Origin of the sequence: Halocalculus aciditolerans (genome assembly GCF_014647475.1) — an archaeon.
Classification (GTDB): domain Archaea; phylum Halobacteriota; class Halobacteria; order Halobacteriales; family Halobacteriaceae; genus Halocalculus; species Halocalculus aciditolerans.
In genome coordinates, this window is sequence record NZ_BMPG01000001.1 from 489,448 (window position 1) to 512,522 (window position 23,075).

24 protein-coding genes are annotated in these 23,075 nt (G+C 68.0%); 15 read left to right on the top strand and 9 right to left on the bottom strand.

Annotation, left to right across the window (positions count from 1 at the left end; genetic code table 11):
* Nucleotides 1-86 precede the first annotated feature (86 nt).
* The gene (locus IEY26_RS02440) at nucleotides 87-1,946 is read left to right on the top strand and encodes an ATP-binding protein (RefSeq protein ID WP_188975482.1); all 1,860 of its coding nucleotides are present in this window, start codon (nucleotides 87-89) and stop codon (nucleotides 1,944-1,946) included.
* Nucleotides 1,947-2,078: 132 nt separating this feature from the next.
* Complete coding sequence (locus tag IEY26_RS02445) at nucleotides 2,079-2,504, top strand: universal stress protein (RefSeq protein ID WP_188975483.1); 426 nt, start codon at nucleotides 2,079-2,081, stop codon at nucleotides 2,502-2,504.
* Nucleotides 2,505-3,053: 549 nt separating this feature from the next.
* On the opposite strand, the gene IEY26_RS02450 is transcribed toward IEY26_RS02445, so the two are convergent.
* Nucleotides 3,054-3,284, bottom strand: coding sequence for an Lrp/AsnC family transcriptional regulator (locus tag IEY26_RS02450; RefSeq protein ID WP_188975485.1), 231 nt, complete (start codon nucleotides 3,282-3,284; stop codon nucleotides 3,054-3,056).
* Between the two features lie 2 nt (nucleotides 3,285-3,286).
* Complete coding sequence (locus tag IEY26_RS02455) at nucleotides 3,287-3,952, bottom strand: potassium channel family protein (RefSeq protein ID WP_188975487.1); 666 nt, start codon at nucleotides 3,950-3,952, stop codon at nucleotides 3,287-3,289.
* Nucleotides 3,953-4,039: 87 nt separating this feature from the next.
* On the opposite strand from IEY26_RS02455, the gene IEY26_RS02460 reads away from it, so the two are divergent.
* Nucleotides 4,040-4,273, top strand: a complete 234-nt coding sequence (locus tag IEY26_RS02460) for an Lrp/AsnC ligand binding domain-containing protein (protein ID WP_188975489.1) — start codon at nucleotides 4,040-4,042, stop codon at nucleotides 4,271-4,273.
* 9 nt (nucleotides 4,274-4,282) lie between these two features.
* Here the strand turns inward: IEY26_RS02460 and tmk are convergent, their stop codons facing one another.
* Together tmk and IEY26_RS02470 are read right to left on the bottom strand one after the other, a co-directional pair.
* Complete coding sequence (gene tmk, locus IEY26_RS02465) at nucleotides 4,283-4,873, bottom strand: dTMP kinase (RefSeq protein ID WP_188975491.1); 591 nt, start codon at nucleotides 4,871-4,873, stop codon at nucleotides 4,283-4,285.
* Between the two features lie 45 nt (nucleotides 4,874-4,918).
* Nucleotides 4,919-5,407, bottom strand: coding sequence for a universal stress protein (locus tag IEY26_RS02470; protein WP_188975493.1), 489 nt, complete (start codon nucleotides 5,405-5,407; stop codon nucleotides 4,919-4,921).
* Nucleotides 5,408-5,518: 111 nt separating this feature from the next.
* On the opposite strand from IEY26_RS02470, the gene IEY26_RS02475 reads away from it, so the two are divergent.
* From IEY26_RS02475 to cofG, 8 genes are all read left to right on the top strand, one after another.
* Nucleotides 5,519-6,403, top strand: coding sequence for a complex I NDUFA9 subunit family protein (locus IEY26_RS02475; RefSeq protein WP_188975495.1), 885 nt, complete (start codon nucleotides 5,519-5,521; stop codon nucleotides 6,401-6,403).
* A gap of 152 nt (nucleotides 6,404-6,555) precedes the next feature.
* Nucleotides 6,556-7,737, top strand: a complete 1,182-nt coding sequence (locus IEY26_RS02480) for a tubulin/FtsZ family protein (protein WP_188975497.1) — start codon at nucleotides 6,556-6,558, stop codon at nucleotides 7,735-7,737.
* A complete protein-coding gene (locus IEY26_RS02485) occupies nucleotides 7,715-8,503 on the top strand; it encodes a hypothetical protein (protein WP_188975499.1) in 789 nt (262 codons plus the stop codon). The genes IEY26_RS02480 and IEY26_RS02485 overlap by 23 nt, the downstream gene beginning before the upstream one ends.
* A gap of 3 nt (nucleotides 8,504-8,506) precedes the next feature.
* Nucleotides 8,507-9,109 (top strand): 2-phospho-L-lactate guanylyltransferase, encoded by a 603-nt coding sequence (gene cofC, locus IEY26_RS02490; protein ID WP_188975501.1) that lies wholly within the window; start codon nucleotides 8,507-8,509, stop codon nucleotides 9,107-9,109.
* A gap of 34 nt (nucleotides 9,110-9,143) precedes the next feature.
* On the top strand, nucleotides 9,144-9,545 hold the full coding sequence (locus IEY26_RS02495; protein ID WP_188975503.1) for a hypothetical protein: 402 nt from the start codon (nucleotides 9,144-9,146) through the stop codon (nucleotides 9,543-9,545).
* 235 nt (nucleotides 9,546-9,780) lie between these two features.
* Nucleotides 9,781-11,478, top strand: coding sequence for a nitrite/sulfite reductase (locus IEY26_RS02500; protein WP_188975505.1), 1,698 nt, complete (start codon nucleotides 9,781-9,783; stop codon nucleotides 11,476-11,478).
* Nucleotides 11,471-13,057 carry a Coenzyme F420 hydrogenase/dehydrogenase, beta subunit C-terminal domain gene (locus IEY26_RS02505; protein ID WP_188975507.1) on the top strand — a complete coding sequence of 529 codons (1,587 nt, stop codon included), beginning with the start codon at nucleotides 11,471-11,473 and terminating at the stop codon, nucleotides 13,055-13,057. Before IEY26_RS02500 ends, IEY26_RS02505 begins: the two co-directional genes overlap by 8 nt.
* 136 nt (nucleotides 13,058-13,193) lie before the next feature.
* Nucleotides 13,194-14,327 (top strand): 7,8-didemethyl-8-hydroxy-5-deazariboflavin synthase subunit CofG, encoded by a 1,134-nt coding sequence (gene cofG / locus IEY26_RS02510; protein WP_188975509.1) that lies wholly within the window; start codon nucleotides 13,194-13,196, stop codon nucleotides 14,325-14,327.
* Here the strand turns inward: cofG and IEY26_RS02515 are convergent.
* The 3 genes from IEY26_RS02515 to IEY26_RS02525 form a co-directional block, all read right to left on the bottom strand.
* Nucleotides 14,313-14,873, bottom strand: coding sequence for a metal-dependent hydrolase (locus tag IEY26_RS02515; protein WP_229773895.1), 561 nt, complete (start codon nucleotides 14,871-14,873; stop codon nucleotides 14,313-14,315). The genes cofG and IEY26_RS02515 overlap by 15 nt on opposite strands.
* The gene (gene cofH / locus IEY26_RS02520) at nucleotides 14,873-16,252 is read right to left on the bottom strand and encodes a 7,8-didemethyl-8-hydroxy-5-deazariboflavin synthase subunit CofH (protein WP_188975512.1); all 1,380 of its coding nucleotides are present in this window, start codon (nucleotides 16,250-16,252) and stop codon (nucleotides 14,873-14,875) included. Before cofH ends, IEY26_RS02515 begins: the two co-directional genes overlap by 1 nt.
* Before the next feature lie 69 nt (nucleotides 16,253-16,321).
* Nucleotides 16,322-16,660 carry a hypothetical protein gene (locus IEY26_RS02525; protein ID WP_188975514.1) on the bottom strand — a complete coding sequence of 113 codons (339 nt, stop codon included), beginning with the start codon at nucleotides 16,658-16,660 and terminating at the stop codon, nucleotides 16,322-16,324.
* Nucleotides 16,661-17,047: 387 nt separating this feature from the next.
* On the opposite strand from IEY26_RS02525, the gene IEY26_RS02530 reads away from it, so the two are divergent.
* Together IEY26_RS02530 and IEY26_RS02535 are read left to right on the top strand one after the other, a co-directional pair.
* Entirely contained in the window at nucleotides 17,048-18,082 is a 1,035-nt protein-coding gene (locus IEY26_RS02530; RefSeq protein ID WP_188975516.1) for a phosphoribosylaminoimidazolesuccinocarboxamide synthase, read from the top strand.
* A gap of 67 nt (nucleotides 18,083-18,149) precedes the next feature.
* Nucleotides 18,150-18,956, top strand: a complete 807-nt coding sequence (locus tag IEY26_RS02535; protein WP_188975517.1) for a DUF3891 family protein — start codon at nucleotides 18,150-18,152, stop codon at nucleotides 18,954-18,956.
* A 91-nt stretch (nucleotides 18,957-19,047) separates the two neighbouring features.
* On the opposite strand, the gene IEY26_RS02540 is transcribed toward IEY26_RS02535, so the two are convergent.
* Complete coding sequence (locus IEY26_RS02540; protein ID WP_188975519.1) at nucleotides 19,048-20,013, bottom strand: formyltetrahydrofolate deformylase; 966 nt, start codon at nucleotides 20,011-20,013, stop codon at nucleotides 19,048-19,050.
* A gap of 233 nt (nucleotides 20,014-20,246) precedes the next feature.
* Between IEY26_RS02540 and purS the strand changes: the two genes are divergently transcribed.
* A complete protein-coding gene (gene purS / locus IEY26_RS02545; RefSeq protein ID WP_188975521.1) occupies nucleotides 20,247-20,501 on the top strand; it encodes a phosphoribosylformylglycinamidine synthase subunit PurS in 255 nt (84 codons plus the stop codon).
* A 55-nt stretch (nucleotides 20,502-20,556) separates the two neighbouring features.
* On the top strand, nucleotides 20,557-21,231 hold the full coding sequence (purQ, locus tag IEY26_RS02550; RefSeq protein WP_188975523.1) for a phosphoribosylformylglycinamidine synthase I: 675 nt from the start codon (nucleotides 20,557-20,559) through the stop codon (nucleotides 21,229-21,231).
* A 252-nt stretch (nucleotides 21,232-21,483) separates the two neighbouring features.
* On the opposite strand, the gene IEY26_RS02555 is transcribed toward purQ, so the two are convergent.
* Nucleotides 21,484-22,563: an archaeosine biosynthesis radical SAM protein RaSEA gene (locus tag IEY26_RS02555; RefSeq protein ID WP_188975525.1), complete on the bottom strand. Its 1,080-nt coding sequence runs from the start codon at nucleotides 22,561-22,563 to the stop codon at nucleotides 21,484-21,486.
* Between the last annotated feature and the right edge of the window lie 512 nt (nucleotides 22,564-23,075).

Genomic DNA, 23,075 nt, shown 5'->3' on the forward strand with positions numbered 1-23,075 from the left:
GCTGTCACCGGGTAAAAGGTGTGTGACCGCGGCGCACGCGGCGGGACCGGGAAGACCTTTACCGCCTCGCGCCCAGTGCGATAGATATGACTGACCTCGGGGATTTCTCGCTCGACGACGATTCGGCGGAGCCGAGCGGCGAGGCGGGCGATTCTACCAGTGGTGAGGCGGCGGCGAGCGCGTCGTCGTCGAGTGATGCCGCGAGCGCGTCGTCGTCGAGTGATGCGGGGAGTGCGGAGGGGTTCGAGCGGCCGGAGTACGTCGACGGCGGGGGGGATCGGGGCGTGGGGACGCTCGCGGTGAGCGAGGGCTTGCGTATCGATGAGGATAGCGGGGAGACGGCGCTGCGGGCGTACGTGACGGCGGGGAACCGGGAGGAGATTCGACTGGGGACCTATCTGCTCGCGCCGTATCCGGGCGGTGAGTCGCTGTTCGCGCGGATTACGGGGTTGGAGTACGCGCAGGCGTTCCGGAGCGACGACGCGACGGAGATTCACGCGCGCCGCGCGATGCGTTCGGACGGTATCGAGGAGTCGGACTACAAGTTCATCGCGGACTTGGAGCCGCTGGCGGTGCTCTACCGGGACGACGGGGAGCTGAAGCGGCGGATGCCGGACCGCGTGCCGAAGCCCGAAACGGTCGTGGAGCACGCGGACGACCGGGAGGCCATCAAGACCGGGTTGAAGATGCCGGAGGACGGCGTCTTCGTGGGCCACCTCGCGGTCGGCGGGGAGAAGGTGACGACGGCGGCGACGCCGCCGACCATCGACTACCGCGTGAAAGACGACTACACCGATGGGGATCCGCTCGTCTTCCGCCATACGCTCGTGGCGGGCGGGACGGGGTCGGGGAAGACGCACACGACGAAGAACATTCTCAGACAGTATCTCCACCCGGACCGGACGTACGAGACGGGCGACGGCCGGGAGCGCCGGATGGCGGTCGTGCAGTTCGACCCGCAGGACGAGTACGCGCAGATGCACGACGACAACCCGGACGCCGACCGGGAGAACGCGCGCTCGTGGGAGGCACAAGGGCTCGCGCACGGCGGACACGGCGACACGAAGGCCTTCGTGCCGGCGTTCGGGAACGCCACCTATGCGGCGAGCCACCACCGCGCCGAGCAGGTCGAGTTCACCATCCCCTTCTCGATGGTCCGCAGCCGGCCGTGGCTCGCGGCGTCGTCGGGCCTGAACGACAACCAGTACGGCGCGCTCACCCTCCTCCTCGACCGGTTCTTCCGGCAGTACGGGAACGCGGGGACCTACGACGAGTTCACGTCCTTCCTCGACGACCCCGCGCTGAAGGAGGAGCTGGACGAATCGGGCCGTGTCCACGAAGCGACCTACGAGGCCGTGATGCGCCGGGTGAACGGCATGCCGTCGGGCGTCTTCGACCAGGACGCGCGCGCCATCACCGACCTCGTGCACGACTTCGTCCGACCCGGCGGGCTGAGCGTCGTCCCGACCTACCACGTCTCGAACTCCCGGGCGGCCGAAACCATCGTGCTCGCGCTGTCGAGCCTCCTCGTCGACCAGAAGCTCTCGAACGACCCCGACTTCGACCGCATCAAGGAGACGCCGCTTCTTCTCGGGATGGACGAAGCGCACAACTTCCTCGCCGACACCGACAGCGTTCAGGGCCGCCAAGTGGTCGGCAAATTCACGGAAGCCGCGAAACAGGGCCGGAAAGAACGCCTCGGGCTCTTCCTCGTCACGCAGGACCCACAGGACATCGCCGACCCGGTCTTCAAGCAGGTGAACACTACGGTCGTCCTCAACCTCGGCGACGAGGACGCCATCAAATCCGTGAACATCCCCAGCAACCTCGAAGGCAAAGTCCCCTACATGGAGAAGGGCCAGATGGTCGTCTACTCGCCCGACAACTCCGAGCCGGTCGAAGTCATCGGCCTCCCCACCTGCCTCACCCGCCACGGTCGCGACTGACACCGCCGACGGCGAGACGAGCGCCGAACCGTCCGAGCTCCCGTCGACGACGTCGGACGACCCGAACCGACTCCGCGGCCGCGCCGCGAAGCGGCCCCCACTTTTACTACCGGTCCGGGAGAACTCCGAAATATGGCAGGAGTACTCGTTCCCATCGACAGCAGCGAACAGTCGACCGACGCGCTCGAATACGCTCTCGAAGAGCTCCAGAGCGACGACATCACCCTCATCCACATCATCGACCCCATCGAAGCCGGCTACACCGCGCAGGCCACCGTCCCCGGCTACTCCGAAGAGTGGTACGAGCAGGCCCAGGCAGAGGCCGAAACCCTCTTCGACTCCGCGCAGGAGCTCGCCGACGACTACGACGTCGACCTCAAGACCGCCACCGAAGTCGGCCGACCGTCTCGAACCATCGTCGACTACGCCGAGGAGAACGACTTCGACCACATCGTCATGGGCAGCCACGGCCGCAGCGGCGTCTCCCGTATCCTCCTCGGCAGCGTCGCCGAAGCCGTCGTCCGCCGCTCCCCCGTCCCCGTCACCATCGTTCGATAGGACCTTTTACGCTGCGGCGCGCTTCGCGCGCCTCGGTAAAAGCTCCACCATTACCGGAACGCAAAGCGTTCCGGTTAGCAGTCGGATTCCGTCGGAATCCGACGACACTGCGGGAAATCTTTGATTTCCCGCCGTTCAGCCAGAAACCGGAGGTTTCTGGCGACAAAAGCACTCCTCCTTCACTTCGTGCCTGACGGCACTCCGTTCAGTCGTCGGCCCGCGCTCACATTCGTTCGCGCGGTGAACCGCTTCGCTCGGGCTCTGGGCGGGATCTCCGGTCCCGCTTGCCCGCACTCGCCTGCGGCTCGCGCGGACTCCGAGCCACTCGGGTCGCGAACGCTACTCGGACTCTACTGTAACCACGATTAGCGTCCGGCGACCGAGCGGGTCGAAGACCCCGGAAGGTCGCCGGTTCACAGTGCGCTTTGCGCGCTGGCCAACGAGTGACTAACGCGGCGCGAAGCGCCGCGGCTGGAACGAGGAGGCTTTTGGTCCAGATTTTTATCGAGCGGGGCGCGTCGCGCCCCGCTCGCAATAAAAAGGTGGGTTCTAGTCCATCGAGATGTAGGTCTCGGTGTCTTCGACGCCGGCGATGCGTTGGATGGAGTCGGCGGCGATGTCCTTGACGTGTTTGGGGGTGTCGACGCGGACTTTGGCGATGAGGTCGACGTCGCCGGCGACGACGTGGGCGTCGGCGACGCCGTCGATGGCGAGGATTTCGTCGAGCAGTCGGTCGGCTTCGCCGGTGTTGGCTTTGATGAGGACGTACGCGGTCACCATGGTTAGTCACCTCCGCCGCCGACGAGGATGTGGCGGACGTCGTTGAGCGCGTCGAATTCGGCGAGGACGGTGATGCGGTCGCCGAGCTCTAGGGTGTCGTCGGGGAGCGGGAGGCCGAGGTCGCCGTTCTTCTTCCCGAAGGCGAGGACGCGGGCGCGAGCGGGGAGTTCGAGTTCGCTGACGGTGTAGCCGTTCATGGGGGCGTCGTCGGTGACGGTGAACTGGACGACTTGGAGGTTCTCGGCGAGGTCGGCGATGGCGGTGACGTTCCCGCCGAGGAGGGCGTTCTTCGCGCCGATTGCGCCGAGGCGTTCGGGGTAGACGATTTCGTCGACTTCGTCGGCGTATTTGCGGTAGATCTGTTCGCGGTAGTCTTCGTCGATGCGGAGGACGGTGCGGCAGTCGTGGGCTTTGGCGACCATGCAGGCGGCGAAGTTGACGTTGAGGTCGCCGGTGAGCGCGCCGACGGCGTCGGCGTCGTCGAGCGCGGCGCGTTCGAGGGCGTCCTCGCTCGCGCCGTCGCCGGCGATGACGTCGAACCCTTCGGTTTCGGCGCGTTCGACTTTCTCGTCGTCGTTGTCGACGACTGTGACGTCGTGTCCTTCGTTCTTGAGGACGCGCGCGGTCCGGCTCCCCACGCGTCCGGCGCCGATGATGACGAATCGCATATGGTGGTGTTCGCCTCCCGCGATAATAAATAGTGAGGGGTGGTGGCACGGGGCAAGACCTTTGCTGGCCGGCGGCGAAGCTCGGGTATGGTTCACGCGGTCATCATGGTGAAAACGGAAGCCGGGGAGTCGGAGGCCGTACTGGAGCGCGTCCTCGAACTGGAGGCGGTGACGGAGGCGCACATCGTGGCGGGCGCGTGGGACATCATCGCGGAGACGGACGCCGCGGAGATGCAGGGCCTCGTCCGCGCGTCCTCGTCGGGGATTCAGCAGATACGCGGCGTGAGGGACACGAAGACGTACATCTCGATGTCCGCGTAGCTTCCCCGTTCAGTCGTCGCCGAGCACGCGGCCGAGGACGTCTTCCACGCGGTCGAGGACGTCCTCGGGGGGTCGGGTGGCGTCGATGCGGACGAAGCGTCCGGGCCGCATCGAGATGAGCTCCTCGTAGTTCGCTTGTACCTCGCTGAGGAACTTCGTCTGCTCGAACTTGTTGGTCGCGCCGGCGCGCGCCGCGCCCGTCTCCGGCGGGACGTCGAAGTAGAGCGTGACGTCGGGTTCGCGCGTGAAGGGCTGGTGGACGCCGCGGATGTACTCCATGGGGCGTTTGAGTTCGCCGTCGAGGCTCGCGGCCTGGTAGGCGTAGCGGGAGTCGGAGTAGCGGTCGGAGACGACGACGTCGCCGTCGGCGAGCGCGGGGCGAACCGTTCGAGAGAGGTGGTCGGCGTGGTCGGCGGTGTAGAGGAAGAGTTCGGCGAGCGGGTCGGCGTCGGGTTCGCCGATGGAGCGCCGGACGGCGTCGCCGTACCACGACCCCGTGGGTTCGCGGGTGAACGTCCAGCCGTCGTCTCGGGTGGCGCGGAGCGCCTCCCACACCGTCGTCTTCCCGCTGCCGTCCAGGCCCTCCAGCGTCACGAGCATACCTTCGCTTTTCACGCGCTCTGTTTGTAGGCTTCGAAGCCCCCGTCAGTGGATGTAGCGCGAGGAGTGGACGGGGAGGTCGTCGTCGAAGGTCGCGGCGTCGGCGTCGTTCACGCGGACGGTGAGGACGGGGACGGTCGCGTTCCCGACGACGGCTTCGGCGACGCTCCCGACGACGCGCACGCCGTCGCCAGTCTCCCCGTGCGTGCCCATGGCGACGAGGTCGATGCCGGCTTCCTCGATGTAGTCGAGGATGGCGTCGGCGGGCACGCCTTCGCGGACGGCGGTGACGACCTCGACGCCGGCGTCTTCGCCGACGGATTCGACGAACTCCAGCGCCTCCTCGCCGGCCTCGACGAGGAGGTCGTGCACCTGCGTCCGCGTCGGCTCCGGGAGGATGGCGTACGCGCGGACGTCGACGACGTAGAGCGCGTGCAGCGTCGCGTCGTGGCCGTCGGCTTGGTGGACGGCGTGGCGAATCGCGCTCGCCATTCCGAGACTCCCGTCGGTCGGCAAGAGGACGTCACTGTACATGCTGTGCGAAACGCACACGGGGCGGTTAGGCGTTCGGGTCGTCGGTCGCGGCTTCGCGCACCCGACGAGTCAGGGCCTAGGTTTACCCTCTCGGCCGGCGAGGGAGTACGTATGCAGGTACTCGTAGTCGGCGGGACGGGCTTCATCGGGCAGGCGACGTGCCGCGCGCTCGTCGACGCCGGACACGACGTGGCGGCGTTCGCGCGGAACCCCGCGGAGGCCGACCTCCCCGCGTCCGTCGAGCGGGTCGCGGGCGACGTTCGGAACGCCGACGACGTCGTCGCGGCCGTCGAGGGCCGGGACGCCGTCTACAACCTCGTGGCGCTCAGCCCGCTGTTCAAGCCGAGCGGCGGCTACGACCAGCACTTCGCGGTCCACGTCGGCGGGACGGAGAACGTCGTCGCCGCCTGCGAGAAACACGACGTCGACCGGCTCGTGCAGATGAGCGCGCTCGGCGCGGACCCCGACGGCGACACGGCGTACATCGCGTCGAAGGGGCGGGCCGAAGAGGTGGTCGCGGAGGGCGACGTCCCGTGGACGGTGATTCGGCCGTCCGTCGTCTTCGGCGAGGGCGGGGAGTTCGTCTCCTTCGTGAAACGCCTGACGACGCCGTACGTCACGGCGCTCCCGGGCGGCGGGAAGACGCGGTTCCAGCCCATCTGGGTGGAGGACATCGCGGGCGTCCTCGCGGACGCACTCGACGCTCGACACGAGGGCGGGGTTTATGAACTCGGCGGGCCCGAGGTTCTGACGCTCGCCGACGTCACGCGCCTCGTCTACGAGGCGGAGGGGAAGTCGGTGACGGTGCTGTCCGTCCCGATGCCGCTCGCGGCGGTCGGCCTCGAAATCGCGGGGTCCGTGCCGTTCCTGCCGTTCGGCGGGGACCAGGCGCGCTCGCTCCGCATGGACAACACGGTCACGGAGAACGACGTCACCGCGTTCGACCGGGACGTCGACGACCTGCGCACGCTCGCGGACTACCTCCAGAGTATATAAGCGGCCCGACGAAACGGTCTTGTCGCCTTCGTGGCGACGCGGGTAGAAGGCTCGAATCGCTCGAAATCGGCGGAAAAGCCTATTCCGTCTGACGCGTGGCATCAGAAGGTTTATGCCCGTGATTGCACTGTCTTTGCCTAACGACGAGCATCATGAAACTCGCAATGATCGGGTTCGGCCAGGCGGGTGGGAAGATACTCGATAAGTTCATCGAGTACGACAAACGGACGAACGCCGGCATCGTTCGCTCCGCTGTCGCCGTCAACACCGCTAAGGCCGACCTCATGGGCCTCGAACACGTCCCCGAATCGAACCGCGTCCTCATCGGGCAGTCCCGCGTCAAGGGCCACGGCGTCGGCGCGGACAACGAGCTCGGCGCGGAAATCGCCGAGGAAGACATCGACGAAGTCCAGGGGGCCATCGACAACATCCCCGTGCACGAAGTCGACGCCTTCCTCGTTCTCGCGGGGCTCGGCGGCGGGACGGGGTCCGGCGGCTCACCGGTCGTCGCGAAACACCTCAAGCGCATCTACACCGAACCCGTCTACGGGCTCGGCGTCCTCCCCGGCGGCGACGAGGGCGGCATCTACACGCTGAACGCCGCGCGCTCCTTCCAGACGTTCGTCCGCGAGGTCGACAACCTCCTCGTCTTCGACAACGACGCCTGGCGGAAGACCGGCGAATCGGTCCAGGGCGGCTACGACGAGATCAACGAGGAGATCGTCACGCGCTTCGGCATCCTCTTCGGCGCGGGCGAAGTCGACGAGGGCGGCGACGTCGCCGAATCCGTCGTCGACTCCTCGGAGATTATCAACACGCTCGCCGGGGGCGGCGTCTCCACCGTCGGCTACGCGGCCGAGACGGTCGAGAACGAGTCCTCGTCCGGCGGCCTCCTCTCGAAGTTCACGGGCGGCGGGCAGAAACAGCCCGAGGACACCGCGAACACGACGAACCGAATCACGAGCCTCGTTCGGAAGGCGGCGCTCGGCCGCCTCACGCTCCCCTGTGAGATCGACGGCGCGGAGCGCGCGCTCCTCGTCACCGCGGGCCCGCCCGCCTTCCTGAATCGGAAAGGCATCGAGCGCGGGCGGAAGTGGCTCGAGGAGCAGACCGGCTCGATGGAGGTCCGCGGCGGCGACTACCCCGTCCCCGGCTCGGACCGCGTCGCCGCCGTCGTGCTCCTCTCCGGCGTGACGAACGTCCCCCGCATCAAGGAGCTCCAGCAGATCGCGATCGAGGCGCAAGAGAACATCGACGAGATCCGCCAGGAGTCCGAAGATAACTTGCAGAACCTCGTCGAAGACGACGACGATGAACTTGAACCGCTCTTCTAAAGCGCTTTTCGTCCTCGTCGTCGTCGCCGTCGCCGCCGTCGCGCCGGCGGTCGCAGCGCCGACGGTGACCGGCGACGTACCGGACAGCGCGAAGGTCGGCGCACAGCAGGACGTCACGTTCACCGTGCCGAGCGACGGGCTCTACTCGGACTACGACCAGTGGACGCTCGGCGGGCAGACGGAGCTGACGAACGTCTCCTGGACGGTGACCGCGTACGACAACACGGACACGAAAATCGACCAGCAGACGTACACGGGCCAGTCCTTCGAGTACCAGGTCCGGTCCGACGAGGGCGTCAGCAAGCTGACGGTGCGCCTGCAGGGCGCGACGCCGGCGGTCGAGCAGTACCAGTACGAGCCGGCGCAGTCCTTCACGTTCGCGACGTTCACGCAGAGCCAGCAGGGCGGGTCGTCGACCGTGCTGAAGGCGTGGCAGGACGTCCGGCCGTACACCGAGCAGTCCCAGGAGGCCCGGAACGCGATTGAGGCCGCCGAGCAGTCCATCAGCGACGCGCAGGCCGCGGGCGCTGACACGGGCGAGGCCGAACAGCTCGTCGGGAACGCCGTCAACGCGTACAACAAGGGCAACTTCGACAACGCCATCGACCTCGCGAACCAGGCCGAGCAGAACGCCGAGAGCGCCCAGCAGTCGAACCAGCTGCTCACCTACGCGCTCATCGGCGTCGGCGTGCTCGTCCTGCTCGGCGTCGTCGTCGGCGGCGTCTGGTACTACCGGCAGAACCAGGGACCGAGCCAGCCGTTCTGAGGCGTGCGAACCCTCGTCCCTTTCGGTCCCAGTAACCCGCTCACCCGCCTCGCTGCTGTTCTCTCACCCGCGGAGCGCCGGCAGTTCGCCGACGCGATGCTCGCCGACGTCCTCAGGACCGTCCGCGCGGCGGGCGGCGACCCGGTCGTGCTCGCCACCGAGCCGGTGGACGCGGACGCCCCGGTCGTCGTGGACGACCGCGACCTCTCGACGGCCGTGGAAGCCGCAATCGGCGGGGAGACGGCGGTCGTGATGGCGGACCTCGCGCTCGCCACGCCCGACGCGCTGGAGCGGCTGTACGAGGCGCGCGGCGACGTCGTCGTCGCGCCCGGCCGGGGCGGCGGGACGAACGCGCTCGTCGTCCGCCACGACGGCTTCGAACTCGACTACCACGGCGCGTCCTACCGCGCCCACCGGGAGAACGCCGCGCGCGTCGGCGCAACGGTCGAGGAGGTCGACTCGCTCCGCCTCGGCACGGACATCGACGAGCCGGGGGACCTCGTCGACCTCCTCCTCCTCGGGGACGGACGCGCGGTCGACTGGCTGCGCGACGCGGGCTTTCGGGTGCGGGAGGCGGACGGGCGCGCGGTCGCCGAACGGGAGTGAAAACGCCTTAGCGGTTCCGCGACGAGACGCGAGTATGGACACTCGCCGAGTCGTCGGGTTCTTCGCGACGCTGGTCGTCGTCGCCGTCTGCGCGCTCGTCTTGACGTTCGCGTTCGGCTGGCTCTTCGCCGTCCTCCCGGTGCCGTGGCCGTCGAGCGCGCCGGTCGGCGAGGGCGTCGGCATCGCGGTCGCGCTCGCGGTCGCGGATTCCCTCGCGCCGTGGGGGCGGACCATCGCGACCGAACTCCAGTCGAAACCGCGCGAGGAGCTCGCCGTGGACGTCGCGGTCGACGCCCTGTTCGCCGTCGCGTCCGGCGGCGTCGTCGCGATGCTCACGACGAGCTGGGTGGCGATTATCGGCGTCAGCGTCCTCCTCGGCTACGGGAGCTTCGTCTACCGGAACCAGGCGGCGTACGGCAACCCCTCGGAAGAGTAGGCAACGATGGCCGCTTTTGGTGACGCGGTGAGGAGGCAGTGGTCGTTCTCACACCGCCGCGGCGAGCGCCGTCGTTGGGCTTTCCCGCCGACTCCGTCGTCACGCGCGGCGGAGAGAACCCGCGCTATCCGCGACCGCTGGCAGATGTCGCAGGCACGCGTGCACGTATGGCGGCGGGGAACACACACTCAGTGAGCGCCGAGTCGCGGCGTCCAGCCGCGCTCGGAGGACGACTATGGTCAATCAGGTCGAGAAACACAAACAGGAGAAACACCCCCTCGACGTCGTCGACGACGTCTACGAGTACGCCGAGGAGGGCCTCTCCTTCGACGAAATCGAGGAGCGCGCCGGGGACGGCGAGTGGGAGCGACTGAAGTGGGCCGGGATGTACGCCCACGGGAAACAGCGCGGCTACTTCATGATGCGGACGAAAGCGCCCGGCGGATACCTCTCCCCCGAGCAGGCGGAGGTCATCGGGGAGGTCGCCGACGAGTACGCTCGCGCCCCCGAAGAACACGGCGGCGAGACGCAGAACGAGCTCTGGGGCGACGCCTACCTCGACATCACGACCCGTCAGGACATCCAGAAACACTGGGTCGAAGTCGAGGACGTCCCCGACATCTGGGAGCGGTATGATGAAGTCGGTCTCACGACGATTCAGGGCTGCGGGGACTCCGCGCGGAACGTCCTCGGCTGCCCGGCCGCCGGCCTCGACGACCACGAGTGCTTCGACGCGCAGCCGGTCATCGAGGCGGTGTCGGACTTCTTCACGAACAACCGCGAGTACGCGAACCTCCCGCGGAAGTTCAAGATGACCATCACGGGCTGCAAGCACGACTGCGCGCAGTCCCAGATTAACGACATCGGCATGACGCCCGCGCGGAAGACCGTGGACGGCGAGGACCTCTACGGCTTCCACGTCCGCGTCGGCGGCGGGCTCTCCGACGGCCCGCGGATGGGCTCCGACCTCGACGTCTTCGTCCGCCCGGAGGACGCCGTCGAGTTCACGCGCGCCGTCGCGCAGGCGTTCAAGGAGCTCGGGGACCGCGAGAACCGCGGCGTCTGTCGGATGCGCTACCTCGTCCAGCAGATGGGCGCGGAGAAGTTCGAGCAAGCGGTCCGCGACCGCTGCAGCGTCGACCTCCCCGCTCGGGGCACCGACCTGACCGAGGGCTACCAGGGCGACCACGTCGGCGTCCACGACCAGAAGCAGGAGGGCCTCCAGTACGTCGGGTTCAACGTTATCACTGGTCGGATGGGCGGCGACGAGTTCGCGCAGGCCGCCCGCGCCGCACGGAAGTACGGCACGGAGGAGTCGTCGATTCGCCTCGCGACGGACCAGAACTTCCTCGTCACGCACATCCCCGAGGAGAATGTGGACGACCTCCTCGCGGAGGACTTCGCGCAGGACTACCAGCCGAACCCCGGCCCGTTCTCCCGGGGCGCGGTCGGCTGCACGGGCAACGAGTTCTGCAACTACGCCATCATCGAGACGAAGAAACGCACGAAGCAGTGGGCGCGCGAACTCGACGAGCGCATCGACACGCCGGACGACCTCGAAGTCGTCCGCATGCACATGTCGGGCTGCTCGGCGTCCTGCGCACAGCCCCAGATCGCGGACATCGGCTTCCGCGGCGAGACGGTGAAACTCGGCGCGGGCGACGGCGAGAACGACGATATCGTCGAGGGCATGGACTTCGGGCTCGGCGGCTCGCTGGGCTCGGACAACGAGTTCCTCGACTGGGTGGAGAACGCCGTCCCCGCCGACGCCGTGATTCCCGCGCTCGAACAGCTCTTCGACGCCTACGCGGACGAGCGCCTCGACGACGAGCGGTTCTACGAGTGGTGCCGGCGCGTCGACAACCAACACCTCCGCGACGTGATGCAGGAGGCCGACGCGCCCGTCTCCACGGGGGTGGCGCACGGTGACTGATTCGAACCCGGACCGCCGTCAGCCCCGCGTCCCCGGAACGCCCGGAGGAGAGACGGAAGACGCGGATGCGGACGCCGACGCGGCCTCCGCCTCCGCCGAGCGCGGCGGCTCCTGCGGGAGCGACGCGTGCACCTGCGGCGCACAGGACACCTCGCGGCAAGCGGTCGCCGACGGCGGTGAGGCGTCACACGCCGAACGACGTCGGGTCGCGAGAGCCGACGGCGGGACGAAGCCGGCGAACGTCGACGACCAGGGGAGCCTGGGCGACCTCGAGTTCACGAAGCCCGCGGAGAACGCGAGTCAGGACGTCGACTCGCCGGACGCGGACCCGGCGTCACATCCGAACGTGCCCGAGGGCGTCGACCTCGACACGCCCGGGTACGGCATCCGCGAGGAGATGAACGACATCGAGACGCCGGACTCGAAGACGTGGTTCATGGAGCTCGACGAGGCGGTCATTCAGGAGGACCGCTGTATCCAGTGCGGGACGTGCGTCGCCGCCTGCCCGTCGGACTCCATCGGCATCGGCGACGACGGGAAGCCGAAGCTCGTGAAGATGTGCACGGGCTGTTCGATGTGTTGGGACTTCTGCCCGCGCGGCGGGATGCGCTACGAGCGCCAGTGGAAGATTACCGGCGGCGACGACAACGTCACGGGCGCTGGCGACCCCATCACGGAGTTCTCCGCGAAAGTCGAGGAGGACTGGCGGGAGGGCGCACAGGACGGCGGCGTCGTCACGTCCATCCTCTCACACCTCCTCGAATCCGGCGAGATCGACGGCGCGCTCGTCGCGACCGAGTCGGAGGACGAGCCGTGGAAGGCGGAGTCCTTCCTCGCGACGAGTACGGAAGAGCTCATCGAGAACGCGGGGTCGTTCTACAACCAGACGATGGCGCTCGGGAACCTCGACCTCGACCAGTGGGCGGACAAACTCCCCGACAAGCCGCGCGACGAGCTGAGCCTCGCGGCCGTCGGGACGCCCTGTGAGATCGAGGGGATTCGCGCGCTCCAGGACTTCGACTGGGACCTCCAGGCCCAAGAGCAGGGGCTGCGCGCGGTCGACTACCGCATCTCCTTGATGTGCACGAAGAACTTCAACTACGAGCGCCTCATCGGCGAGCAGTTGGAGGAGAAACGCGGAATCAGCCCCGACGAAATCGGGAAGATGGACGTGCTCGACGGCGAGATGCGCGTCTACGACCACGAGATGAACGAGCTCGTGAACGAGGACGTCACGGAGTTCCACGACGCCACCCTGAAGGGGTGTGACGAGTGCGCGGACTTCACCGGCTACACGTCGGACATCACCGTCGGCTCCGTCGGTTCCTCAGACGAGTACTCCTCCGTCATCGTCCGCACGGAGCAGGGCGTGAAGGCGTGGGAGGCCGCGGAACCCGACCTCGACTACCACGACCTCGAGTCGCGGAAGGCCGTCGGGAAGCTCCAGTCCTGGGACAAGAAGAAGGCGTTCGAGTCGCTCGAACGCCCCTTCGACCCGGACGCGCCGCGGTTCATCGACTACGAGGACCACGCCGAACACTACGGCGTCGAGCTGAACCCCCACGACGCCGACCACTAACCGGAATGGCCGTCCCACCCCGAGCGCACCGGGAGACGTCGGCGGCGTCGCCGAACGCCCCGCTCCGCGGGCGGCGTGGAAGCCACTCGCGGACCGGACGGGGAAGCCCTATCGGGGGCGGCCGCCAATGACGGGTGTGATTCCGGGAGTCGACGCCTACGACGTGGACGTCTCCGTGGACGACGCGGCCGTCGAGGCCGCGCTGGACGTGACGCCGAGCGACGTGTCGGCGGCGTCCGAACTCTCCTTCGCGCGGAACGTTTTCGTCCCGTTGACGACGGCGTGCCGCTACACCTGCACGTACTGTACGTACTACGACGCGCCCGGAGAGGCGTCGCTCCTCTCTCTGGAGGAGGTCCGCGACATCTGTGCGCGCGGCGCGGACGCGGGCTGTACGGAGGCGCTCTTCACGTTCGGGGACGACCCCGACGACCGCTACACGGCGATTCATGCGCAGCTCGACGAGTGGGGGTACGACTCCATCCACGACTACCTCGCGGCGGCCTGCGAGGTCGCCCTCGACGAGGGGCTCCTCCCGCACTCGAACCCGGGCGACCAGACCTACGAGGAGATGGAGCGGGTCGCCGACCTGAACGCCTCGATGGGCGTGATGTTGGAGACGACCGCCGAAGTCCGCGCGCACAGCGGGGGCTCCCGCGGGAAGAACCCCGGCCAGCGACTCAACACCATCGCGAACGCCGGGAAGCTCGACGTGCCCTTCACGACGGGAATTCTCGTCGGTATCGGCGAGGACTGGCGCGACCGAGCCGAGAGCCTGCTGGCGATTCGCGACCTCCACGAGCAGTACGGACACGTCCAGGAAGTCATCGTCCAGCCGGTGTCGAACAACGAGCGCTGGCAGGCGGGGAGCCCGAGCGTCGACGACTACCGGCGGACCGTGGCGATGGCGCGCGACGTCCTCCCCGGGTCAGTGTCGGTGCAGTCGCCGCCGAACCTCGCACCGGTCAGAGAGGTCCTCGACTGCGGCGTGGACGATTTGGGGGGCGTGTCCCCGGTCACGGACGACCACGTGAACCCGGACTACGCGTGGCCCGCGCTCCGCGAACTCGAAGATATCGCCGACGAGGCGGGCGTTCCTCTCGTCGAGCGCCTGCCGACCTACGAGCGGTTCCTCGACGGCGAGCGCTGGGTGAGCGAGCGGATTCGTCGGGAGCTGGACGCCGACTCCGCGGCCGGCGAGCGCTACCGCGCGGTGCGCCGCGGGGACTCGCTCGCGGGCGCGAGCGCGGACCGCTCAGAGGCCGAGTAGCCAGTCGGGCGACCACTCGACGAGTCTCTTTCTGAGCGCCGTGTAGACGACGGAGACCGCGAACCCAGCGAGGAGGAGATTTCTGACCCAGCCGTCGAAGGCGACGACGCCGGGGAGCGTCGCGAGCGCGCAGAGAACGAGGTCGCGCGGCGAGCCGTCGTAGGGGATGATTCGCCGGGGCGGGAGCCAGCGCTGGCCGAGGTGGTAGTAGACGCCGCGGTCGTCGTCTTCGAGCCACGGGCGGAGGCCGAGGCCGCCGCCGAAGACCTCCGTGAGGCAGTGGAGGGCGGCGGCGAGGAGGAAGAACGCGACGCCGACGGACGCCGTGCTGGGGGCGAGCGCGGCGTACGCGAGCGCGGCGACGGCGAGGAGCGGGTAGAACTCGGGGAAGTGCAGGGTTTTCCGGTGTTCGACGACGGCGACGTCGAGGTCGGGGAAGAGTCCGCCAGCGTAGGCTGCGAGCGCCGCGGCGGGCGCGAGCGACGGCTCGACGGGGAGGAGGACGAGCGCGGTGAGCACGCCGAGCGCGGCGTGCGTCGTCGCCATCACGGCCGCGGTCCCGGCCGCTCGCTCGCGCCGAGGAGCGGCGTGCCGTCCGCTTTCGGGCCGAGCGTCGGCCCGTAAGACGCCTCGCCGAGGTCGATGCGGCGGCGCTGCTCGTAGTCCGTCGAGCGCTCCACGGGCGTGCGGCCGATGGCCGAAATCATCTCGACGTAGTCGTCGAAGCTCCGGAACTCGCCGTAGCCGCCGCCCGCGCGCTTCGTGATCTCCTCGGAGAGGATGGTGCCCATGAAGTCGTCCGCGCCGCAGTTCAGGAGCTTGAGGCCGAACTCGTCGCCGTACTTCACCCAGGAGGACTGGATGTGCTCGACGTTGTCGAGGAAGAGCCGGGCGACGGCGACGAGGAGTTCGTCCTCGGCCTTCGACGGCCCGCCGGAGACGACGCCCTGCTCGTAGAGCGGCGTCTGCTGGTGGATGAAGGAGAGCGGAACGAACTCCGTGATGTTCCCGGTCTCGTCCTGGAGGTCGCGCAGGCGTTTCAGATGTTTCACTCGGTGCATCTCGTTCTCGACGTGCCCGTACATCATCGTCGCCGTCATCGGCAGGCCGACAGAGGCGGCGGCGCGCATCGAGTCCATCCACTCCTGCGTCGTGATTTTCCCGGGGCAGATGACGTCGCGGACTTCGTCGACGAGAATCTCCGCGGCCGTCCCCGGGACGGTGTCGAGGCCAACGTCAGCGAGCTCGCGGTAGACGTGCTCGTAGTCCCAGTCGACGCCGCGCTGGGCGTGGTGGACTTCCTCCGGCGTCATCGAGTGGACGTGCACGCCGTCGACGCTCATCGCCGAAATCTGCTCCTCGTACGTCGTCGGGTCCGTCTCGTAGGTCTCGGGCGGCTTGTAGTTCGCCGTCGGGTCGTCCGGGTCGAGCGCCTCCCTGTGCGCTTCGTTCAGCCCCATCGCGGGGTGGAGCCCGGAGACCGAACACACCTCGTAGATGCCGCGCTCGACGGCGTCGGCGACGATCTCGCGCGACTCCGCCGGCGTCTTCGTGAACCCCGCGTGCGACTCCTCGTGGGACTTCTCGAACTGGTGGGCGGTGTCCTTGAAGTTACAGAAGAGACAGCCGGTGTTGCACGCCGTGGTGACGTTGTTGTTGAGGTTCGCGACGAACGTCACCTCGTCGCCGACGACGTCGGCTCGCCGCCGGTCCGCCGCCTCCAACACGAGTTCTTTTCGCTCCCTGTCGATCCCTCGACTCTCCGTCCCGGTCGTGATGAGCTCCACGCCGTCGGCGACGGTGAGCCGGTCGCCCGCCCGCGCCTTCGCGAGCGCGTTCTCGAAGGACTGCTCGGACGTCGGGAGGTAGTCGAAATCGAACGAGGAGGCGTCGAGAGACGCCGCGCGCGCGTCGGGATCCGCCATGCACCGGGTTCGTCGCCGAGCGTGAAAAACGACCGGGCTCCGTCAGAGAACCGGGGCGGTCGATGACGTTCACGCGAGCCGCGTCGACCGACCCGTGTAGCGCTCGTAGACCATCGCGACGACGGACGAGACGCCGATCAGCGCGAACAGGACGGGGAGGATTGCGAGCCCCTCGGCCGCGAGCTGGGCGACGCCGATGGCACCGAGGCAGACGGCGAAGACCCGATCGTACTCGGGCACCGCCTCGCGGCCGGCGACGGGGACGCCGACCGCGGCGACGACGGCGATGAGCGCGAACGCGAACGCCTCCACGAGCGGGGGGGATCCGAGCGCGAGCGTGCCGGTGCCCGCGAGGGCGATGATAGCGTAGACGGCGCTTCGCCAGTCGAACGCGTCACGGAGGGCCATACCCGACAGGACGAGCGACGGAGAGAAAAGCGTTTCCGGGCCCGCGAGCCGCTCTCTCAGCCCGGACGAGGTCCTCGGCGTTCTGCGTAACCACGTCGTAGTCGGCGGGTCGACGGAGCCCTCGGGGTCGAGGCCGCGGAGGACGCCGCGGACGCCGAGCGCGAGCGGCGTGTGCGGGTCGAACCACGGGAACGGGCGACCGCGAGGAGGAGATAAATCGCGCTCCCCCGGTCGACGTGGCCGGCGCGTGTCCCGTCCGGTCGCACGCTGCTGGGGCTGATAACCACCGCTCCTGACAGCATAGTCGTGTATAGAATCACGAATCGTTCATCCTCGGTGAGCACGTCGATGGAAACTCCTTTGGTGGACGGGGCACCTCCCCTACGCATGACGAGCGTGAAGGATGTCCGCGTGGACGCGGCGGCGACGCGCGACGCCCCCGGCCGCGGGCGGTTCGTGTTCTCCGACGACTACTCCGTCTTCGACTGGGGGCGGATGCCCGACGAACTCCCCGCGAAGGGCGCGGTGCTCTGCACGATGGGCGCGTTCAACTTCGAACGCCTCGAAGCAGAGGGCGTTCCGACGCACTACCGGGGCATCGTCCCGGCGGACGGTGACGCCGACGACCCCGTGCCGCTCCCGGAGGCCGAGACCGCGCCCCGCGAGATGGCGATCGACCTCGTTCGGGTCCCCGACCTCCCTCATACGCCTGACGCCGGCTACGACTACGACGCCTACCACGCCGGCGCGGGAGCGAACTATCTCGTCCCCCTCGAAATCGTCTTCCGGAACACCGTCCCCGTCGGCTCCAGCCTCCGCTCCCGCGGCACTCCCGCCGAGTACGGCATCGACGCCGACGCGTGGCCGGACGAACCCGTCTCCCTCCCGGAGCCCGTCGTCGAGTTCTCCACGAAGTACGAAGAACGAGACCGCTACCTCTCTCGCGAAGAAGCCGACGAAATCGCCGGCGACGCGAGCATCGACGCGCTCGAAGCGCTCGCGCGCGACGTGAACCGCGTCGTCACTGAACACGCAGAGCAAACGGGCTTCGACCACCAGGACGGCAAAATCGAATGCGCCTACCTCGACGGCGAGGTCGTCGTCGCCGACGTCGCCGGCACCTTCGACGAGAACCGGTTCTCCTACGCCGGCCAGCAGGTCTCGAAGGAGGTCGTCCGCCAGTTCTACAAATCCTACGACCCCGACTGGGTCGCCGCCGTGAGCGACGCGAAAGCCGAGGCCGACGAGCGCGGCATCGCCGACTGGCGCACCCTCGTCGACGCGGACCCGAAGCCGCTCCCCGACAACGTCCTTCGGGCGGTCGCCGACCTCTACGCCGCGGGCGCGAACGCCTACACCGACGAGGCGTGGTTCGACGCGCCCGACATCGCCGACGCCGTCGACGCCGTCCGCGACCTCTGACCGGCCCCTTCGAGATTCGGGGTTCCGGTGCGCCTACCTCTTTGTGCCCGGCGCGCGAACTCCGAGTATGATTGTCACGGAGTCGGCGGGCCGGTATCGGTTCGTGACGCAGCCGGACCACGGCGCGCTGTCGGGTCGGCTGGCGCGACACTGGGGGAACGACACGTTCGCGCGACCCGCGCGCCGGCACTCGGTGTTGGTCGCCGCCGAAGCGCACGACCAGGGCTGGGTGGACTACGACCTCCGCCCGCGCTTCGAGGACGGCGGGCCGGTGGACTTCACGCAGGTCCCCGACGAGGACTGGCACGACTTTTATGCCGACGGCGTGGAGACGGTCGCCGACCTCGACGCCTACGCCGGCCTGCTCACCTCGATGCACGCCGCCGGCCTCCGGTGTTCGGGGTACGGCGCGCGCCCCGCCATCCCCGACCGCCTCGACGAGCCGCGGTGCGCGGGCTTCGTCGCCCGCCAGGAAGCCCACCAGAAGAAGCTCGCCGACGACCTCGACCTCGATGACGGGGACCGCGCCGTCCTCGCCGACCTCCACGAGCGGAAGGAGACCGACGAGACGAGCCCGCTCTGGCGGAACTACCTCCGGCTCCAGGCGTTCGACGCGCTCTCCCTCTACGCCTGCACCGCCTCCACCTTCGGCGGCGACGAAATCGGCCCCGTCCCCGTCGACGACGACCGAACTGAGACTCTCTCGCTCGACCCGATCGGCCCCGCTGCGGTCCGCGTGGACCCGTGGCCGTTCGACTCAGACGTCGTCGCGCTCCCCGTCCGCCGCCGCGTCGTCCCGTCCGACGCCGACGACCCCGTCGAAGCCTACTACGCCGCGGACGTCGAGACGGTGACGTACACGCTCCACGCCTGAACGGCGAAGAACAAGAGCGCAGCGCGAACGGAGACGTGTAGGAGACAAGAGCAGACGAAGACGAGAGTGAAGACGGCGAAGAGGGAGGGGGTTAGTCGTCGGTGTTGACTTCGAGGGGGTCGACGCGTTCGGCGTCGAGGCCGTCGTCGACGGGTTCGTGGGGGTTCGCGGCGCGGGCTTCGGGAGTGAGGCCGAGCTGGTAGTCTTCGGGGTCGCCGCGGAACTTCACGGTGCCGCGGTGGACGGCGACGTCGTCGTTCAGGTGGAGCCTGAGGGCCTCGAAGAGCACGGCGGCCTCCAGGGGTTGGCCGCGCGCCTTCATGTCGGGGACGGTGGCGTCGGGCGGGACGTCGAAGGCGCGCTGGGCGATGATGGGGCCCTGGTCGAGGTCCGTGGTGACGTAGTGCGCCGTCACGCCGGCGATGCGGACGCCGGCGTCGAGCGCCTGCCGGTAGGGCTGTGCGCCCGGGAAGGACGGCAGGAGGCTCGGGTGGACGTTGATGATGCGGCCCTCGTAGCGGAAGACGACGTCCGGGCTGAGGATGCGCATGTAGCGCGCGAGGCCGACGCAGTCGACGTCGTAGTCGTCGAGGAGGCGCAGGAGTTCGTCCTCGTCGGGCGTCCCGCCCTTCTCGCCGATGTCGTGGAAGGGGACGCCGTGGGCGTCGGCGACGGGTTCGAGGACGTCGTGGTTCCCGATGACGACGGCGATCTCCGCGTCGAGGGCGTCGCGGCGCTTCAGGAGGTACTCCAGCGGGTGGGACTCTTTCGTCACGAGGAGCGCGAGGCGTTTTCTGTCCGCCTCGTCGGGGAAGCGCACGCGGACGTCGACGCCGAGGTCGTCGCCGACGCCGTCGAGCGCGTCGCGGAGCGTCTCGCGCGTGCACACCATCTCGGAGACGTCCGCGTGGAGCGTCATCCGGAAGGTGCCGTCGCGGACGGCCTGGTCGATGTCCTCGATGTTGACGCCGCGTTCGAACAGCGCTCCGGTGACTTCGGCGACGATTCCCGTCCGGTCCCCTCCGACCACGGTGATCTCGGCGAAGTCACTACTCAACGCTGCCACCTCCGCTGCGTGTCGAACGCGGGCATACACCCACTCGGAGGGGGCGCGCAGTGAAAAACGTGGCCGTCTCGCCCGATATGACCCGGTTCGACAGACGGGTCAGTCCCGATATTGCACGACTCCGCGCGTGCCACGCTCTTCCACGGCCGCGTACGGACAGCACGTTCGTGTAAACCATGGCGTTTCCAGAAGCCTTTTTGACCACGGACGCGCAGTCTCCGGTGATGACCGCGTACACGGCCACGGTGACCGTCCGACTCAAGCGGGGTGTCCTCGACCCCGAGGCCGAAACCACGAAGCGCGCCCTCGAACGCCTCGGCTTCGAACTCGACGCCCTCCGCTCGGCCGACCGCTTCGAACTCGACCTCGACGCCGACGACGCCGACGACGCCGCCGAGCGCGCCACCGAGATGGCCGACCGCCTCCTCGCCAACCCCACCATCCACGACTACGACGTGGAGGTCGAAGCCCGCGAATGACGGATTCAGTCGCCATCAACGACGCCGCCTGTGAGCGTCACACGGAGGTGTCGCTGTGACAGTCGCCGTCGTCCGCTTCGGCGGCTCGAACTGCGACCGCGACGCCGTCCGCGCGCTCGAACACTTCGGCGTCGACGCCGAAATCGCCTGGCACGAAGACGGCCTCCCAGCGGAGGTTTCAGGAATCGTCCTCCCCGGCGGGTTCTCCTACGGCGACTACCTCCGCGCCGGCGCGATGGCCGCGCGCTCCCCCATCATGGACGACGTCCGCGACGCCGTCGCCGACGGCACGCCGCTCCTCGGCGTCTGTAACGGCGCACAAATCGGCTGCGAGGCCGAACTCACGCCTGGCGCGTTCACCACCAACGCCTCCGCGCGCTTCCAGTGCGAACCCGCCTCCCTCCGCGTCGAGAACGCGGAGACGCCTTGGACGGCCGCCTACGACGAGGGCGACGTCGTCGAAATCCCCATCGCCCACGGCGAAGGCCGCTACGAACTCGACGAGGCGCACGTCGAGGAGCTCGAAAACGAGGACCGCGTCCTCTTCACGTACTGCGACGAGAACGGCGAGGTCTCCCCGGACGCGAACCCGAACGGCTCCACCCACGCCATCGCGGGCGTGCTCGGCGACGAGGAGCACGTCGCCGTCATGATGCCCCACCCCGAACGCGCGACCCTCCCCGACCTCGGCCGCACCGACGGCCAAGGAATTCTGAAGGCCTTCGCCTGAGGAAAACCCGCTCGTGCTTCGCCAGCTACGAGTTCCCCGCGATTCAGCCGACCGACCAGCCGCCGTATCCGACCGACTCGGAAGTCGCTCCGGGTGGGGCATCGAAAGGGGCCGAGGCGTCGGCAGCGGTGGGCGGCCCCTATCGCGAACGAAGTGAGCGATATGCCGGCCACCGCCGTCGAGGCCGAGGGGGCTTTCGGAGACATCGAAAACAATGATTGCGCCGGACGCGCCGTCGGGGTTCCGCTCTCTCTACTCTGCTAGCGGGAGGTTGTAGGTGGTCTCGCGTTCGACGACGGCGTCCCACGTGTGTTCGCACTCGCAGGTCACTTCGCTGAAGACGCTGGGGTCTTGGCGTTTGTCGAAGTCCTTGATGGCGAGCTGGACTTTGTCGTCGCATTCGCCGCAGTTGTGGGGGCCGCGGTCGCTGCCGTGGCCGACGGGGTCGGAGACGACGATGCAGTCGACGTCGGCGGTATCCTCTAACACTTCGGCGACGCTCCAGAGCCAGGGGGGGCGGTAGCCGCCGCGGAAGTGGAGGTCGTCGACCATCGTGTAGCGCTGGACGTTCGTCGGATTCATGGAGACGGTGTGGCAGCCGTCGACGTCGGCGCAGCGCCGGACGGAGGCCTTCATGTCCTCGATGGCCTCGGATTCGGCGAGGAACGGCGGCTTCATGAGGAGGTAGGCCTTGATGCCCGCGCCCACGGATTCGGCTTCGGCGGCGGCGGCCTCGAAGTCCGCGAAGTCGAAGTACTTGTTCACGCAGTCGTGGCGCACGCGGTCCGTCGCCGTTTCGAGCCCCACGGCGACGTCCGTCTCCAGGCCGACGTCGACGAAGTCACTCACGCGGTCGGCCTGCACGAAGTCGGGCAGGCTCTCCACGACGATGCGCTTTCGGTCCGCGAACGTCTCGGCGATGCGCCGGCGGGCTTCCGCCTCGACCTCGCGCTCGTCGAGGAACGACCCGCTCGTGTAGATCTTCACGAGCGGCGACTCCTCGTCTGCTTCCTCCGCTTCGTGTTCGAGGCACGAGTCGATCTGGCTCATCAACGCGTCGACGCCGACGCTCCCGCCCTCGACGGATTCCGCGACGTACCCGCACATCGTACAGCCGCCGGCGCGCGCCCACCGACACCCGCCCGTGTTGAGGATGATCGTCAACGACTGCACGACGCCGTCCGGCGTGTTGTCCTCATCGATCCACACGCGCGTCGGCTCCTCCGGATCGTACTGCTTCGACCCCTTCTCCGCCCGCAACTCCCGCATCACCTGATTGTGGGCGTCCATCCCACGCCCCTCCTCGTAGACCTCCGGCGACGGCTGACTCATTACCCGAAACCAGCGGGTCAGCGGGGAAAGCGCCTTCGGTTACTCGGGTTCGTCGTCGTGTCTGTCTCTATGGACTGTTCCGCTCCCACAGTCACTCTCGGCGTCGAATCTTGGAGTGTAGCCGCTCCCGCGGTCGATCTCGGCGTCGACTCCTGAAAGCCCTCGCCGCCCTCGCGCACGCTGGCCGGCATATAAAATTGTCACTTTTGGGACACATGAAAAATATATCGTTACTAATGAAGACACGAGAATACAAACGATGTAGCCCATAAGTTGGGTGGTCTGTGTATGCTGTGGCCCCCCCAATCCAATAACCGAAAAAAGACCGAAAACCGCAATTGTTCCAATAATGACAAATGTGGAAAATGGGTGCCAGTACTGCTGCACCTGATTCATTACTTCCCAGATCTCTGACTTCATCTTACCTTGATTCCAGCGCCACGTTTATCCCATTGGTTAATTTGAACTTCCGAGAGTCCGGGTCGTCATCTGTATCGATCCTCCGTGGTCTT